Source organism: Denitratimonas organivorans (genome assembly GCF_037478135.1).
GTDB lineage: Bacteria > Pseudomonadota > Gammaproteobacteria > Xanthomonadales > Xanthomonadaceae > Denitratimonas.
This window is the reverse complement of sequence record NZ_JBBHDV010000009.1, coordinates 98,187-112,784: the sequence shown is the minus strand read 5'-3', so window position 1 is coordinate 112,784 and position 14,598 is coordinate 98,187. Positions and strand designations below refer to the sequence as shown.

At 65.6% G+C, this 14,598-nt stretch carries 13 protein-coding genes; 5 read left to right on the top strand and 8 right to left on the bottom strand.

Features of this window, described 5'->3' with window-relative positions; genetic code table 11:
* Positions 1-200 precede the first annotated feature (200 nt).
* Positions 201-1,193 carry an SPFH domain-containing protein gene (locus WDB66_RS10630; protein WP_339398554.1) on the top strand — a complete coding sequence of 331 codons (993 nt, stop codon included), beginning with the start codon at positions 201-203 and terminating at the stop codon, positions 1,191-1,193.
* A 10-nt stretch (positions 1,194-1,203) separates the two neighbouring features.
* Positions 1,204-1,644, top strand: coding sequence for an NfeD family protein (locus WDB66_RS10625; protein WP_339398553.1), 441 nt, complete (start codon positions 1,204-1,206; stop codon positions 1,642-1,644).
* A 203-nt stretch (positions 1,645-1,847) separates the two neighbouring features.
* Here the strand turns inward: WDB66_RS10625 and rrtA are convergent, their stop codons facing one another.
* The 4 genes from rrtA to WDB66_RS10605 form a co-directional block, all read right to left on the bottom strand.
* Positions 1,848-2,423, bottom strand: a complete 576-nt coding sequence (gene rrtA / locus WDB66_RS10620) for a rhombosortase (RefSeq protein ID WP_339398552.1) — start codon at positions 2,421-2,423, stop codon at positions 1,848-1,850.
* Entirely contained in the window at positions 2,363-3,241 is an 879-nt protein-coding gene (gene rhlP / locus WDB66_RS10615; RefSeq protein WP_339398551.1) for a rhombotarget lipoprotein, read from the bottom strand. Before rhlP ends, rrtA begins: the two co-directional genes overlap by 61 nt.
* A gap of 237 nt (positions 3,242-3,478) precedes the next feature.
* Positions 3,479-4,762 carry a phosphoribosylamine--glycine ligase gene (gene purD, locus WDB66_RS10610; RefSeq protein ID WP_339398550.1) on the bottom strand — a complete coding sequence of 428 codons (1,284 nt, stop codon included), beginning with the start codon at positions 4,760-4,762 and terminating at the stop codon, positions 3,479-3,481.
* A gap of 150 nt (positions 4,763-4,912) precedes the next feature.
* On the bottom strand, positions 4,913-7,642 hold the full coding sequence (locus tag WDB66_RS10605; protein WP_339398549.1) for a M9 family metallopeptidase: 2,730 nt from the start codon (positions 7,640-7,642) through the stop codon (positions 4,913-4,915).
* Between the two features lie 447 nt (positions 7,643-8,089).
* Between WDB66_RS10605 and WDB66_RS10600 the strand changes: the two genes are divergently transcribed.
* Positions 8,090-8,848 (top strand): AraC family transcriptional regulator, encoded by a 759-nt coding sequence (locus WDB66_RS10600; protein WP_339398548.1) that lies wholly within the window; start codon positions 8,090-8,092, stop codon positions 8,846-8,848.
* 39 nt (positions 8,849-8,887) lie between these two features.
* Here the strand turns inward: WDB66_RS10600 and purH are convergent, their stop codons facing one another.
* From purH to prmA, 4 genes are all read right to left on the bottom strand, one after another.
* Entirely contained in the window at positions 8,888-10,501 is a 1,614-nt protein-coding gene (gene purH, locus WDB66_RS10595; RefSeq protein ID WP_339398547.1) for a bifunctional phosphoribosylaminoimidazolecarboxamide formyltransferase/IMP cyclohydrolase, read from the bottom strand.
* 54 nt (positions 10,502-10,555) lie between these two features.
* Positions 10,556-10,837, bottom strand: coding sequence for a helix-turn-helix domain-containing protein (locus WDB66_RS10590; RefSeq protein WP_339398546.1), 282 nt, complete (start codon positions 10,835-10,837; stop codon positions 10,556-10,558).
* Positions 10,838-11,164: 327 nt separating this feature from the next.
* Complete coding sequence (locus WDB66_RS10585; protein ID WP_339398545.1) at positions 11,165-12,808, bottom strand: zinc-ribbon and DUF3426 domain-containing protein; 1,644 nt, start codon at positions 12,806-12,808, stop codon at positions 11,165-11,167.
* A gap of 54 nt (positions 12,809-12,862) precedes the next feature.
* Positions 12,863-13,774: a 50S ribosomal protein L11 methyltransferase gene (gene prmA, locus WDB66_RS10580; protein WP_339398544.1), complete on the bottom strand. Its 912-nt coding sequence runs from the start codon at positions 13,772-13,774 to the stop codon at positions 12,863-12,865.
* Between the two features lie 121 nt (positions 13,775-13,895).
* On the opposite strand from prmA, the gene WDB66_RS10575 reads away from it, so the two are divergent.
* Positions 13,896-14,168 carry a type II toxin-antitoxin system Phd/YefM family antitoxin gene (locus WDB66_RS10575; RefSeq protein ID WP_339398543.1) on the top strand — a complete coding sequence of 91 codons (273 nt, stop codon included), beginning with the start codon at positions 13,896-13,898 and terminating at the stop codon, positions 14,166-14,168.
* Positions 14,168-14,581, top strand: a complete 414-nt coding sequence (locus WDB66_RS10570; protein ID WP_339398542.1) for a putative toxin-antitoxin system toxin component, PIN family — start codon at positions 14,168-14,170, stop codon at positions 14,579-14,581. Before WDB66_RS10575 ends, WDB66_RS10570 begins: the two co-directional genes overlap by 1 nt.
* Positions 14,582-14,598 lie beyond the last annotated feature (17 nt).

Genomic DNA, 14,598 nt, shown 5'->3' with positions numbered 1-14,598 from the left:
CTGACCCAGGTCGGCTCAAGCGCCGCAGGCGCGGAGCCGACGGTGGCTTGCGCGAGCGGCCTGGCGGGCAACTTGGGCGGGTGAATGATCGGCTCCACCGCTTCGCGGTTTGAGCTGACCTGCGACATCCCGCATCCGCATGTCACGAATCGCGTGCGGCGCTGCTCTATGATTCGGCAACCCTTGTTGGAGCACCTCACATGTTTTTTGTCTGGATCCTGCTGGCCTTCGTCGTGATCTCGATCTTCCGTGGCGTGAAGTCGGTACCGCAGGGCTTCGAATACACGGTGCAGCGCTTCGGTCGCTACACCCACACGCTCTCGCCCGGGCTGGGTTTCATCGTGCCTTGGGTGGATGCGGTCGGGCATCGCATGAACATGATGGAGCAGGTGCTGGATGTGCCCAGCCAGGACGTCATCACGCGCGACAACGCGGTGGTGAAGGTGGATGGCGTGGTGTTCTTCCAGGTGCTGGATGCGGCCAAGGCGGCCTACGAGGTGGCCGAGCTGGAAGTCGCCATCCTCAATCTCGTCATGACCAACATCCGCACCGTGCTGGGCGCGATGGACCTGGACGAATCGCTCTCCAAGCGCGACGAGATCAATTCGCGCCTGCTGGCGGTGGTCGATCAGGCCACCCATCCCTGGGGCGTGAAGGTCAATCGCATCGAGATCAAGGACATTCAGCCGCCGCGCGACCTGATCGATTCGATGGCGCGGCAGATGAAGGCTGAGCGCGAAAAGCGCGCCAATATTCTGGAGGCCGAAGGCTTCCGCGCCGCCGCGATCCTCAAGGCCGAAGGCGAAAAGCAGGCTGCCGTGCTGGATGCCGAAGGCCGGCGCGAAGCTGCGTTCCGCGATGCCGAGGCACGCGAGCGCCTGGCCGAAGCCGAGGCCCGCGCCACCACGATGGTGTCCGAGGCCATCGCGCAGGGCGATGTGCAGGCGATCAATTATTTCGTCGCACAAAAATACGTCGAAGCGCTGAAGGATTTCGCCGATTCGCCGAACCAGAAGACGCTGCTGCTGCCGATGGAAACCACCGGCGTACTGGGTTCACTGGCCGGCATCGTCGAGCTGACCCGTGCTTCCGGCAACGCGGCCGCAGCGACATCTTCAAACGAAGGTGCAGCGGCGCGCCCGCGCGTCCCGCGTGTCACCACCGACCCGACACCCCCGGCCAGCCCGCAGTGAGGTAAGCGCGATGGAATGGATCGGAACGGCATGGTTCTGGGCAGGGCTGGCATTGGCACTGTTCGCCGCCGAAGCGCTGTTGCCCGGCGCCTTTCTGTTATGGCTGGGATTCGCCGCCGCCGCGCTGGCGTTGATCCTGGTGCTGCTGCCGGATCTGGGGCTGGTGACGCAGTGCATCGTGTTCGCGCTGCTGGCGCTGGCCTCGGCCGGTCTGGGCTGGAAACTGCGCGGACAGCGGGTCGAGCGCAATGACAGCCCGCTGTTGAACCGGCGTTCGGCGCAATTGGTCGGGCGCACCCTGCCGCTGGTGCAGCCGATCATCAATGGCCGCGGCCAGGTACGCATCGACGATGCCTACTGGGTGGTCGAAGGGCCCGACCTGCCGCTGGGCGCCAATGTGCGCGTGATCGCCGCCGACACCATGCTGCTGCGCGTGGTGCCGGTGGATTGACGATGGCTGCGGCGATGCTGGCGAGCCGGCTTGGGATGCAGGCTAATCACAACAACGAAACCCTGCCAGGCCTCGCAGCAAACCACGTAGCCCGGGCAAGCGCAGCGCACCCGGGGCTGGAATCTCCGGTAAAGCCCACCCCGGGTGCGGCTATGCGTTACCCGGGCTACTTGTTGCGGTTCGCTGTGATGCTGTCTGGAGGCTCAGCCACGTTTTCGGAACAGGCCGACAAGCAGTCCGATCAGCGCACCGGCACGGTGCGCCTCGAGTACCACCGGGAACCCGTGCTGCACGGGATAACCGGGCAGGCTTTCCAGCAGCAGTTTCAGCGCGATCAGTAGCAGCCCGGCGGCGCCGATCCAGCCGCCACGGCGTATCAGCAGCCAGGCGGCGCAGCCGTGCAGCAGGCCGGACAGGCCGGCATAAGCCTGCTGCGACGGCATCAGAAACAACAAAGCGACGGACAGCAGCGGCATCATCAGCGCACTGGCGCGCAGCAGCGCATCCAGTTCATGCCGGCGCCGGGCGATCAATGCGAGCAGGCCGGCACCGGCCAGGTTCAGTGCGGCGTGCGGAGCATCGATATGCGCCAGATGCCCGCTCCACAGGCGCCAGAGCTGGCCGCGTGCCAGTTGGCCGCGCTCCAGTACCAGCAGGTCAAAGGCGCCGGGCCACCACAGGCTGGCCAGCGCCAGCGCGATGCTGGTGCTGGCGACGATCAGCGCCGGCGCGAGGCCAGCATCAGCGCCAGTGCGCCCAGCAGCAGGGCCAGTTCCCATGTTCCGATGCTCCCGCCGCCTGATTTGCCACGCCATGCATCACCGCTGCGCCGGTCGTACAGCTCGGCACGGCCATCCTCGCCTGCACGCATGGCGAATTCGCGGATCGCGCTGTCCAGCTTCGGGATCATGTCGTCCACCGCCGCGTTGAAGCTGGCCCGCGCCAGGGTTTCGCGGCGCTCGTCCGAACGCACGCCGGTGGACTGGAGGTCGCGCTGATCCTGTCCGGGTGCGCGCAGCAGCAGCGCGTGGCTGCGGATATCGAACACCGTGGTTTCGACAAACGTGCTGACCTGGTTGCGCGTGGCCGGGATCGTGTAGGCGCCGATGATGGTCCAGTACAGGAACGAGGCGCCGGTTTCGTTGCGCTGGCTGATCTGGTCGTAGGACACCAGCGCGACCAGATCCAGGCCATGCATCCGTGCGATCTGCTCGAGGTTGTCGAAGCCGCCGCCACGGCGCAGATAGCTGTCGGGCACGATCTCAATGCGTTCAATGAAGTCCTGTTCGCGGAATGCGTGGCGCACCTTTTCCAGCAATTGCTCGCGGTTGGCGACGGTGAGCCCGGGCGGGCTGCTGGACGAGGGTACAAACATCAATCCGACCCGCGCCGGCAGCGGAATCCGTGGCGTGCCCGGTTCGACCGGCTCGAACGGCGTGCCCTTCGGGTAGAGGAAATCGACCACGCTGCTGGAATGCCCGCTGCGGTCGCCGTAACTGGATAATACGCCGGCACAGCCGCCGAGCAGTGCCATTGCAATCATCAGCAGGGCCAGAGGCAGGATGCGGGTTCTGGCGTGATGCGGCGCGGATTCCATGTCATTCACCGGGATGTACCTGTGTGGCTGCGGAAACGGCATTGTAGGGGCAGGGGTGGATGGCGCGGCTTCGCTGGTCGAGGCCTTCAAGCCGGGGTTGAAGCGATGGATTGCGAAGCCGGGGTTTCGGCTGGGAACGGGTTTTAACTGTGATGTTGGGAGGTGCGGCGAGCGTATGCAGGACGGCCCCGGTAATCGCGCCCCCCGTTCGGGTGCGCGATGTACTAGGCGTAGGATTCAACCTTCGCGCGCGATCGCGCGCCAGCCGATGTCGCGGCGGTGGAAGGCGTGGGCCCAGCTGATCGCGTCCACGCCGGCGTGGGCACGGCGTTGCGCATCCCATACCGAGTCCCCCAGCGCGGTGACGCACAGCACCCGGCCGCCGGCGCTCAGTACACGGCCCTGCGCATCCAGCGTGGTGCCGGCGTGGAATGCCTTGACATCATCGGGCAGCGAATCCAGCCCAGTGATGACATCACCGGTCACCGGACTGTCCGGATACGGGCGTGACGCCATCACCACGCCCAATGCGGGGCGTGCATCCCATTCGGCCTGCAGCTGGTCCAGGCGACCATCAATGCCGGCTTCAACCAGATCGACCAGATCCGAAGCAAGGCGCATCAGCACCGGCTGGGTTTCCGGATCGCCGAAACGCACATTGAACTCGATCACTTTCGGTGCGCCGCTGGCATCGATCATCAGCCCCGCATAGAGGAACCCGGTGAACGGCACGCCATCGGTGGCCATGCCGGCAACGGTCGGCTCCACCACCTCGCGCATGATCCTGGCGTGGATCTCCGGGGTCACTACCGGTGCCGGTGAATAGGCGCCCATGCCGCCGGTGTTGGGGCCGGTATCGCCATCACCGACGCGCTTGTGGTCCTGGCTGGTGGCCATCGGCAGTGCGTGGCGGCCGTCGACCATCGAAATGAAGCTGGCTTCCTCGCCTTCGAGGAATTCCTCGATCACCACCCGCGCGCCGGCATCGCCGAAGGCATTGTCTTCGAGCATGTCGCGCACCGCCGCCTCGGCCTCGGCCAGCGTCAGCGCCACGATCACGCCCTTGCCGGCGGCCAGGCCATCGGCCTTGATGACAATCGGTGCGCCCTTTTCACGCAGATAGGCCAGTGCAGCCTCGACTTCGGTATGCACCGCGTAGAACGCGGTCGGAATGCCGTGCCGTGCAAGAAAATCCTTGGCGAAGGCCTTGCTGCCTTCCAGTTGCGCGGCGGCAGCGCTCGGGCCGAACACGCGCAGCCCGGCGGCACGGAAACGGTCCACCACGCCGGCCACCAGCGGCGCCTCCGGCCCGACCACGGTCAGCGCCACGTTTTCGCGCTGCGCCAGCGCCAGCAAGCCGTCGATATCGTCGGCCTTCACTGCCACATTGCGGCATTTGGCTTCATGCGCGGTGCCGGCATTGCCCGGTGCGACGAGGATTTCGCTGGCACGCGGCGACTGCGCCAGCTTCCACGCCAGCGCGTGTTCGCGCCCGCCGGAACCGATGACGAGGATTTTCATGTGGAGGTTTCCCGGGTGGTGCCGCAGCGGTGCCGACCGGAGGCACGCGCGGCGAAGGCCAAAAAAAAAGCCCGGTGCGCAGGGGAACGCACCGGGCTGCTCTGCGCGCGCAAGTGTGCCGAACGCGCAGGTTGGGGGCAAATCAGGTGCTCATGGTGCGGGCTCTTCGGTCGGAAAACTCGCATAGAGTGTGACGTTATCGAAACCCTGGCCATCCTTGCTTTGGAGGGTAAGGTTGTACCAGCCGCTGGCAGGCGATGTCAGGGTGATGATCTTGTTGTTGCCCGGGTTCGTGGATGCGTCATCGAAGTCTTCCGGGGTGGGATAGCCTCCGCGCTTGCCGAACAGGTCCACATCGCCGCTGCCACCCACGGCACGGATCACGGTGGTGTCCGTGCCCGGCGGAATGAACACGGTGGCGTAGGCGCGGTTGCTGGCGGGGCGGCTGAAACCGCTGATCTTGCAACCGTCACGGAGAGTGGGCGTGGCGGCTTCTTCACATTCGGGCAGGTCCGGGATGTCGGGCTGTTCCGGATCTTCGGGGTCTTCAGGATCCACCGGGTCGCCGAAGGACGGGTCGATGTCTTCTTCCCCATCAAGCAGCCAGTAGGCGTAGATGTCGACGCCGGAGAAATAGTCCTGGTTCTTGGCGTGCAGACCGATGTTGTGCCAGACATTGCCCGGCGCATCGATCTGCACCGCTTCGGTGTTGCCATCTTCGGTGGAATTGAAGGTGTCCGGTGTTCCCGGATACGGCCACGTGGGTGAAGCTGCCACGTACAGGTCGACATCGCCCATGCCGTTGCGGGTCTTGATCCACAGTCGGCTGGCATTGGCCGGCGGCAGGATGGAAAGCCAGGCCGTGCCACTTCCTGAAACCTGCAAGCCTTCGACCTTGCAGGCATTGCCCAGCTGGCTGCTGGAAGCGCACAGCGGCAGATTCACCGGAATGTGCTCAGGCTCGGGCGGTGGCGGCGCGCCTTCGAAATCATCCTTGAACAGACGCATCGCCACATCCTGATTGCAGGGCACGGTGTCGCCGGTGTTGAGCAGATAGCAGTCCAGCCAGCTGCGGAATTCCTGATCCTTGCCGTTGCGCACGTTGTCGAGCCAGGTGCGGTAGCCGGGCGCGTAGTCGCCGACCCGGGCCAGCGCCAGCATCGCGTCGATATCGGAACGGTGGCGTTCGAACATGAAGCGCGTGGCCAGATAGCCCCAGACGTAGATGTTGTCCTGCGGGCTGGTGCTGTACTGGTTGTTGAACACCGTCGACAGCGGCACATTGCGTGTGGGTTCGTTACCGACATACCAGACGCTTTCGTCGTTGCGGGCCAGGAACGACAGCGCCATCGCATCGGCCAGCGCCGGGAACTGCGAGGCCGGCAGGTTGCTCAGGAAGAACTGCGCCATGTACTCGCCCACGCCCTCGGTGAACCACACCGCCGAATACGGCGCGGTACCCGGCAGCGCGCTGAAGCCGCCGTGGAAGTTGTAGCGCCCGTCCAGATAGTGGGTGTACTCGTGGTGCAGGTTCCACGGCTCCCAGACGCCGGCTGGCCGGGTCCAGTTGCTGGGTGCGATGAAGGTGATGAAACGCGGGATATTGCCCGGCGTGGCGGGGTTGCCTTCCAGATAGATGCCGCCGTTGTTGGTGCTGTTGCCGAAGAAGGTGGTGGAGTAGCTGGTGTAGTGGCCCTGGTCCTTGAAAATCACCACTTCCAGCGTGTCGTTGTGGTCATTGGCCACCGGCTGGTCTTCGCTCACCGCCATCAGCGTCAGGAAGGCGTCCTTCTGCTGTTGCAACGATTCGCAGATGAAGTCCAGCCGGGTGCTGCTCAGGTCGTGGTTGCGGATGCGGAGTTTTCCGTTATGACACACACGGGCCTGCGATGGCGGCAGGATCATGTCCTGCAGATCCTGCATCGCGGTGCACACGCCGGGGCCATACCAGGCGCAGTTGGCGCTGTCGTACCAGTGCACCATCTCGGCCAGTTTCAGGAAGACGTTGGCGTGGTTCTCCAGCGAATAGAGCGTGGTCAGGGATTTGACCAGATCGCGCGTTTCCTGGCGGAATGTGGCATCGCTGGTGATCCGGAGGAATCTTCCCAGTTCATAGGCCGCATCGGTGATCAGGTACGAGGTCTGGCCCAGATCGCAATCGGTCGGGCAGTTGTCGCGGACAAAGTCGCGCAGCGCCTCACGGAAGCCTTGGTCGTCGACGATCATGTGGGCTTCGCTGTCCGGTTCCCATTGCAGGTTGTAGGAAAGGATGTGGACCTGGCTGACGGCGCCGCGCATTTCGAAAATGCCGCGATAGCTCGCGCTGTCGTAGTGGTTCAGCACGCTGGCCATGGTGTCGAAATTTTCGGTGATGGCATCCACCGCCCGGACGAGGATCAGCGAATCCCGGAGCGCATAGCCATGTTCGGCCGATGCCGGGAAATTGTTCACACGGACACGCTCGCCGAAGGTCCGGATGGCGCTCTTCAGCACACTGCGGAAGGCGGCGGTGTCGAAGTTCAGCGCGCTGCGGTCGCCGGCGTAGTAGCCGGTGCGAAGGAACATGATCAGCTGGGTGATCTGCGTGCTGTTGTTGCCGGGATAGTTCTGCGCGGCCGCCAGATAGGCGCTCGCCACGGCGGTCATTTTCGCTTCGGTGAAGGTGGCCTGATCCAGTGCCCCGCTGGCGCTGAAGTTTTCATTGACGCATCCGACGGTGGCGGCCTGCACGACGCTGACGATCGTGGCCGGGGTGGCGTCGGCGAATTGCGCGATGTCGCATCCGCCCTTGGCCTGCGCCGGTGCCGGAAGCGGGCGGCTGTAGTCCAGTTGCTGGTAAATCCCGTCGCCGAAGCGGGGTGGCCGATGCTCGGGCGGCAAGGGTTCGCTCTGGACGTGGGCGGTTTTTCTTGGATCAATCCGATCCTGAAGGCCGGGGTGCTGCGTGTAATCCGACGGTGGAGGTGCCGGTGTCTGCGGCGGGGTCACCGCCCATGCGGCGGTGGTGCAGAAAACCCACGCAAGCGTGAGACATCGCGCCGGAATGGGGAGGTGGCAACGTGGTTTCATGATCGCTTCCTGAGTTCGCCCTGGGATGCCTTGCCTGACCGGTGGATGAACCGGAAAAACCGACAGGACCATGCTCGCAATGCTGGTGTGCTGCGTATTGCGCTATTTCGGTGCAGCCACGGTTTGATCTGCACAGCATCCGGAGGGTGCGGCGGCTAGACTCGCAATACGCGCGTGGGCGCCTGTCTTGCAGGGCTCCGCGACACGGGAGCACGTCCGCTGCCGGGGGGCATCGGGCATCACACGGGGACGATGGACATGGCAACAGACGAGGTGCTGCAGTGGCGCGAGCGCTTCATGACGAGCGTGGCGTCGCCGTTGTGGGTGGAGCGGTTGTTCGACCGTTTGCCGGACATCGTGTTCTCGATCAAGGACCGCCAGGGGCGCTACGTTTCGATCAGTGAGACGGCGGCGATGCGCTGTGATCTGAAGCATCGCCAGGATGCGATCGGCAAGACCGCGTTCGAGCTGTTCCCGGCGCCGATGGCCGAGCGCTATGCGCGCCAGGACGAGCGACTGTTCCGCACCGGCAAGCCGATCATCGATGCGCTGGACCTGACCGTGTACCGCGACGGCAGTGCCGGCTGGTGTCTTTCAACCAAGGAGCCGTTGCGCGATGGCAGCGGCCAGATCATCGGGCTGGCCTGCATCTCCAAGGATCTGACCGAGCCCAGCCGAGGCGGTTTCATCGACAGCGCCTTTGCCGACACCATCGACTATCTGCTCGAACACATCGACCAGCCATTGCGCATGGAAGCGCTGGCACGCCGCGCCGGGTTGTCGCAGGCGCAGTTCGACCGGCGGGTGAAGAAGATCTTCCAGCTTTCGGCCGGTCAGTACGTGATCAAGGCGCGTATCGATCAGGCCACGCGGCTGCTGCGTGGCACGACGTTGCCGATCGCCGATATCGCGCAGCAGTCGGGCTTTTCGGACCAGAGCGCGTTCTCGCGCCAGTTCCGCCAGGTGACCGGTTTTACGCCGCGCCAGTACCGCCAGCTGGTGCAGGCTGGCAGCTGAAACCCGCAGCGCTGCGGACAGCGCTGCTGCGGCTGGCGATCAGTGGCGGAAGTGGCGCACGCCGGTGAACACCATTGCGATGCCGTGCTCGTCGGCGGCGGCGATCACTTCGGCATCACGCATCGAACCGCCGGGCTGGATCACGGCGGCGATGCCGGCTTCGGCGGCCGAATCCAGACCATCGCGGAACGGGAAAAACGCATCGGACGCCATCACCGAACCGGGCACCATCAGACCGGCATCAGTGGCCTTGATGCCGGCGATGCGGGCCGAATACACCCGGCTCATCTGGCCGGCACCGACGCCGATGGTCTGCCCGTCGCGGGCGTAGACGATGGCGTTGGACTTGACGAACTTCGCCACATTCCACGCGAACAGCAGGTCGTCGAACTGGGCCTGGGTGGGGGTCTTCTTGGTCACGACCTTGAGCTCGTCGCGGCTGACGACGCGGTCATCGGCGCTCTGCATCAGCAGGCCCGAACCCACGCGCTTGACGTCGATGAAGCCCGGCGCGGGCGGCGCCATCGGGATGCGCAGCACGCGCACATTGGCCTTCCTGGTGGCGTGTTCCAGCGCGGCGGCCTCGTAATCAGGTGCGATCAGTACTTCGACGAACTGGCGCTCCAGAATGGCCTGCACCGTGGCGCCGTCCAGCGGCCGGTTGAAGGCCAGGATGCCGCCGAAGGCGCTGGTTGGGTCGGTGGCGTAGGCCTTTTCGTAGGTGTCGCGCGGGCTGGCGCCGACCGCCACGCCGCAGGGATTGGCGTGCTTGACGATGACACAGGCCGGCGCGTCGAACTGGCGCACGCATTCCCATGCCGCATCGGCGTCGGCGATGTTGTTGTAGGACAGCTCCTTGCCCTGCAACTGCTCGAAGCTGGCCAGCGAGCCGGGCGCCGGATGCAGGTCGCGGTAGAACGCGGCCTGCTGGTGCGGGTTCTCGCCGTAGCGCAGATCCATCACTTTGACGAAGTTGCCATTGGCCTGTTGCGGGAACAGCGCGCGCTGTTGTGCGCCCGCGTCCGATGGCACGGCGATCGCGGACAGCACATCGCTGATGCGCGCGTCGTACTGCGCGACGCGGTTGAACGCGTTCACTGCCAGCGCGAAACGGGTCTGCAGCGAGAGCGTGCCCTGCTGCGCATCCAGTTCTTCCAGCAGCGCGCCGTACTGGGACGGATCGGTCGCGACCGCGACGTGCGCGAAGTTCTTGGCGGCGGCACGCAGCATCGCCGGGCCGCCGATATCGATGTTCTCGATGATGTCGGCGAAGCGCGCGTTCGGGTCGGCCGAGACCTTTTCGAACGGATACAGGTTCAGCACCAGCAGGTCGATGGCGACGATGCCGTGTTCGGCCATGATCGCGTCATCGGTGCCGCGCCGGCCGAGCAGGCCGCCGTGGACTTTAGGATGCAGGGTCTTGACCCGGCCATCCATGATTTCCGGGAAGCCGGTCAGTTCCGAGACATCGCGCACCGCCAGACCGGCTTCGCGGATGGCTTTCGCGCTGCCGCCAGTGGACAGCAGTTCGACGCCGCGTGCGGCCAGCGCGCGTGCCAGTTCGATCAGGCCGGTCTTGTCCGAAACCGACAGCAACGCGCGACGTACCGCAATGCGGTCGCCGGCCGGGGAAGGGGAAGGGGAGGCGGTCATCGGAGGCTCGATGCAAGGGGCGGCCCTGGGTGCAGCCGCCGGAAGAGGGTCAGGTCAGGAGACGATGCCGTGGGCGCGCAGCTTCTTGCGCAGCGTGGCCCGGTTCAGGCCCAGCGTCGCGGCGGCGCGGCTCTGGTTGCCGTCGTAGTGGCGCAGTACTTCGCGGAACAGCGGGGCTTCGATTTCGCGCAGCACCACTTCGTAGAGATCGTCGGCCTGGTGGTCGTGCAGGTCGTGCAGGTAGCGCCGCACCGAATAGGCGACGACATCCCGCAATACGGCGGGCGCCGCCGGGCTGGTGTCAGCGGCGGGCAGGGAGAATGCAGGTACGTTCACGTCTGAGAATGGCTCCGGGTGTCGCGACGGCAGGCGCGGATGGCGCGTGCCGGGGGTCGATCATTCTAGCCCGGATATTTCATGAGATCGCAGAAAAGTGCCTCGCAACCGCACCAGATTGCCATTTGATCCATGTTCCCGCTTTGGATGAAGTGTCCCGTGCACTTTTCTGCTGACGCGGCGCAAAATCCCTCGCGATCATCCACGCCCCTCATGAAGTATCCGGGCTGGCGTTCCGCAGGCGTGACGGGAACTGACGCGGCGCTGGCCGCTGCTGGCGGGTGCCGTGCGGCGGCTTCGGATCGGCTCGGGTTGGATCGGAATGAGTCAGCGGAAGTCGAATTCGAACGCGACCGCCTGTTTGCCCGGATCGCGCACCTCCAGCGTCACGCTGGCGGTCTGGTCGGGCTGGATCAGCGATTCGCGCGCGCCGATGCCCAGATACTGGTCGGGCTGGAACTGGCGTTGCGCGATCGGTTGGCCGTTGAGGTCGGACAGGGTCAGGTCCAGCTGCGGCCAGGGCTGCGCCCATTGCGCCTGGTTGCGGAAGCTGGCGCTGATCAGCAGCGCGCCGGGGACCGAGGGATGCGGGCGCACGTCGCGCGTCATCAGCTGCATCGCGGCCGGTTCACGCCACGGCGGCAGCGTGCAGGGCAGGGCTTCGCAGCTGCGTTCCAGCCACGGCCGCCAGCGCGCATCGGCCGCCAGCGTGTCGCGTTCGGCGATGAGCGACAGCAGGCCGAGTGACAACAACAGCGCGGCCACCGCCAGCCGGGCCGGCCAGCGGCGCTGCGCCGGTTCAGACGGCAAGGTCGGGGTGTTGGCCGGGATGAAGCTGGGCGTGGGTGCGTCGAGCACCGGGTGAAAGGGATCGGTGTGATCGGTTTCCGTCGACGCGGCGGCAAGGAACAGTGGGGCTGGTTCCGGTCCGGCGATGTCGGAGGCCGCTGCCGGATCTTGCGGCCCGATGGCGGTGCCGAGGGCCGTTTCGTCCTGTGTTTCGGATGTGGATGGTGAGGCCGGATGTTGTGCCGGGTCTTCGAGCGCGACGGTGGCGTCGTCATCGCGGTCTTCGGTGACGGGGGCGTGGGTGGCGATGCCGTGGGTGGGTTCGAAGCCTTCGGACGGGATGTCGAAGGCGTGGGGATCGATGTCCGCGACCGTGTCGGGCTCGGGCGGGTGTTGGCTGGCAACGATGTCCGATGCATCGGCCGGATCGTGTCGATGGGCATCGGGACCGGCATCGACACCGGCATCGGCATCGGCATCGGCATCATCCGCCGGCGGCTCGATGAAATCGGCGTGCGCGGTCAGTACTTCGACCAGCGCATCGGTGCGGATCTCGACCGCTGGCGTGGGTGGTGTTGGTTTCGGTGTTGGCGCCGTTGCGGCGGCCTGTTGCAGCCATTGGAAAACCGGCGGGATGGTGGCCGCCGGTGCATCCGATGACGGCGCGGCTGTTTGCGGCTGCGCGGTGGCGGGTGCGGGTGTTGCCGCAGGCATCGTGGCCGTAGGTGCGGTTTGTGCGTCTTCCGTTCCGGGGTCGGGAGTGGCTTCAGTTTCGGCTTCAACTTCAGCTTCGGCTTCAGCTTCGGGAAGAAGAGCCGGTTCCGGCGAACGCACGATGGTGCCAGCGGCTTCAATGCTCCGAGTGAAGTCTGCCGCAGGCGCCGAAAGCGCAGGCTCCGGATTGTCGGCGGCGGGATGTGCGGGAGGCGCTTCGGCAGGTTCCAGCGGCAGCGAACCCTGCGCCAGATCCTCCTCCTGGGTGCTGCTGCCGGAGTGCGGGCCGGTGTGGGCCGGGATCGCGACGCGTGCCTGTTCCGCGCCGGGCGGCAGCGTGCGCGACAGCCGTTCCAGTGCATCGAAGCTGTGTCCGCAGGCGGCGCAATGCAGTTGCCCGCGCCCGCGTGCGAGCGCTTCGGGCGAGACTTCGTAGGGCGTGTCGCAGTGGGAACAGAGCGTGTACATGCGGTCAGGCGGGGAGGAATCTGCCCATGATGCCGCAGCTGCGGCGTGGATGCTTCAGCTGCGGCGCACGCCGTCGATCCGGACCCAGTCCTCCAGCGTGCTGACGTGCAGCGGTTCGAACCAGGTTGCGTAACGATCCAGCAGTTCGGTTTCCTGTCCTTGCAGGATGCCCGACAGGGCGATCCGCCCGCCGGCCTGCACCCGGCTGGCCAGCAACGGCGCCAGTGCATCCAGCGCACTGGCCAGAATGTTGGCCACCACCACCGGATAGGTCTTCTGCGCCGGTTCGTCTTGCGGCAGATACACGCTCAGCTGCGCGGCGACGTCATTGCGCTGTGCGTTGTCGGCACTGGCGGTCAGCGCCTGCGGGTCGTTGTCCACGCCCACCGCGGAGCTGGCGCCGAGTTTCAGCGCGGCGATGGCGAGAATGCCGGAGCCGCAACCGAAATCCAGTACACGCTGACCGGCAAGATCCAGACCATCAAGCCATTCCAGACACAGCGCCGTGGTCGGGTGGGTGCCGGTGCCGAAGGCCAGACCGGGGTCGAGCCGCACCACGGCGGCATCGGCGATCTGGGCCGCAGCCGGCAGCTCCTGGTTCCACGGCACGATGAAAGTGCGGCGGCCGAACTGCATCGGCTGGAACTGGTCCATCCACGCGCGTTCCCAGTCCTGGTCCTCGACGCTGCGGAATTGCGCGCCGCCCAGCTCCAGTCCGGGGTCGAAGGCTTCCAGCGCCAGCAGGATCAGTTCCGGCACCGCGTCGCCGGGGAACAGCGCGGTCAGCGTCAGCTCGCGCCACAGCGGGGTTTCACCCACGCCCGGCTCGAAGATCGCCTGTTCGTCCGGCGCCTCGGCGTGTGCATCCATCAGCGTGACCGCGAGCGCGCCAACATCGTCCAGCGCGGTCTGGTAGCGTGATTCCTGCGCTTCGGTGCAGGGCAGGGTGAGTTCGAGATAGGGCATGTTGATTGTCTTCCCCGGGGTTGTTTCGAGGGCGGTTCAAGTGCGGGTGCATGGGGTGATGGACAGCATGTCATGTCCGGACCATAATGACCATATCAATCATATTGGTTTGGAGACAGCCATGATCACCGAAATCAGTGCCGTCAACTTCCGTCAGAACCTGGGCGAGATGCTCAATCAGGTGCAGTACCGCAACGACAGCATTGTCATCAACAAGGATGGTAAGCCGGTTGCGGCCTTGGTGGATGCCGAGTTGTTCGCCCGTATCCGGCGCATGCGGGAACGCTTCGATGCGCTTGCCGGCAGGGTAGCGCAGGCGTATACGCAGGTTCCGGTTGAAGATGGATTGGCCGAGATCGAGGCGGCGGTGGCAGCCGAACGCCGCAGGCGCTGATGGCCAGGTTGCGGGTCGTGCTCGATACCAACGTACTGGTATCGGGCCTGGCTTATCCGGGCAGCGTGCCGGGGCGCATCGTCGCCGCCTGGCGCGAGGGCGGGCTGGACGTGGTGCTGTCGCGCTACATCCTCGATGAAATGGTGCGCGTGCTGCCACGGTTGCCGCGCGTGTCCTTGAGTGCGGCGGAAATCCGCGATCTGGCCGACAGCTTCATGTTCCTGGCCGATGTCGTCGAGCCGGCGGGTGCGCAGGACGAAAAACTGCGCGATCCGGACGATCAACCCGTGCTGCTGACCCTGCTGGCAGGCCGCGCCAGTTACCTCATCACCGGCGACAAGGATCTGCTGGCATTGGCCGAGCGTCACCCCATCGTCACGCCTGCCCAGTTCTGGGCGCGGCATGGGGGGTGACGGCGAGCCTCAGGCGG

Coding starts and splice junctions, on each gene's coding strand:
- WDB66_RS10630 (WP_339398554.1), top strand. CDS start 201: ATGTTTTTTGTCTGGATCCTGCTGGCCTTCGTCGTGATCTCGATCTTC.
- WDB66_RS10625 (WP_339398553.1), top strand. CDS start 1,204: ATGGAATGGATCGGAACGGCATGGTTCTGGGCAGGGCTGGCATTGGCA.
- rrtA (WP_339398552.1), bottom strand. CDS start 2,423: ATGGGAACTGGCCCTGCTGCTGGGCGCACTGGCGCTGATGCTGGCCTC.
- rhlP (WP_339398551.1), bottom strand. CDS start 3,241: ATGGAATCCGCGCCGCATCACGCCAGAACCCGCATCCTGCCTCTGGCC.
- purD (WP_339398550.1), bottom strand. CDS start 4,762: ATGAAAATCCTCGTCATCGGTTCCGGCGGGCGCGAACACGCGCTGGCG.
- WDB66_RS10600 (WP_339398548.1), top strand. CDS start 8,090: ATGGCAACAGACGAGGTGCTGCAGTGGCGCGAGCGCTTCATGACGAGC.
- purH (WP_339398547.1), bottom strand. CDS start 10,501: ATGACCGCCTCCCCTTCCCCTTCCCCGGCCGGCGACCGCATTGCGGTA.
- WDB66_RS10585 (WP_339398545.1), bottom strand. CDS start 12,808: ATGTACACGCTCTGTTCCCACTGCGACACGCCCTACGAAGTCTCGCCC.
- prmA (WP_339398544.1), bottom strand. CDS start 13,774: ATGCCCTATCTCGAACTCACCCTGCCCTGCACCGAAGCGCAGGAATCA.
- WDB66_RS10575 (WP_339398543.1), top strand. CDS start 13,896: ATGATCACCGAAATCAGTGCCGTCAACTTCCGTCAGAACCTGGGCGAG.
- WDB66_RS10570 (WP_339398542.1), top strand. CDS start 14,168: ATGGCCAGGTTGCGGGTCGTGCTCGATACCAACGTACTGGTATCGGGC.